The organism is Prevotella sp. LCP21S3_D2, assembly GCF_052118345.1.
GTDB lineage: Bacteria > Bacteroidota > Bacteroidia > Bacteroidales > Bacteroidaceae > Prevotella.
The window spans coordinates 1-594 of record NZ_JBQKHJ010000093.1 but is presented as its reverse complement, the minus strand read 5'-3'; the positions used below and the strand labels follow the sequence as shown (position 1 = coordinate 594).

Annotated in this window: 1 protein-coding gene; it reads left to right on the top strand. The window is 44.3% G+C overall.

Annotated elements, in window-relative coordinates; genetic code table 11:
- A partial coding sequence (locus ACTQ16_RS16745; protein WP_441938566.1) for a transposase occupies positions 1 to 463 on the top strand: 463 nt, incomplete at its 5' end.
- Between the last annotated feature and the right edge of the window lie 131 nt (positions 464 to 594).

Here is a 594-nt window from a genome sequence, read left to right as displayed (position 1 = left end):
ATGGGAAGGCAAGTGCTATCGTCTTGTCATTCAGAGACAAAAGCGCATGGATGGAGAGCTTGACTTGTGGGAAGGTGAATACACCTACAGATGCATTCTTACCAACGATTATGACTCATCAACAAGAGACATCGTCGAATTTTACAACAAGCGTGGGGGCAAAGAGCGTATATTCGATGATATGAACAACGGATTCGGCTGGAACAGGCTCCCCAAGTCGTTCATGTCAGAGAACACCGTATTCCTTCTGCTTACGGCATTGATACACAATTTCTATAAGACCATCATTAGCAAGCTTGACACCAAGGCTTTCGGGCTCAAGGAAACGAGTCGCATAAAGGCTTTTGTCTTCAGCTTCATCTCCGTACCTGCCAAGTGGATCATGACAGCAAGGCAATACGTGCTGAATATCTATACAGAAAACCGGGCTTATGCAAGACCTTTCAAAACAGAATTCGGATAAGAATCCTTTCTTTCCGGTTAGAATCTGCGTATTACCTCAAGTCGCATCGTGGGGTAAGGGGATGGTGGCTACATATTGATGTTGTGCTGTTGCTTTTTACTGAAAGCTGCTACTAACGACTCATAAATCTA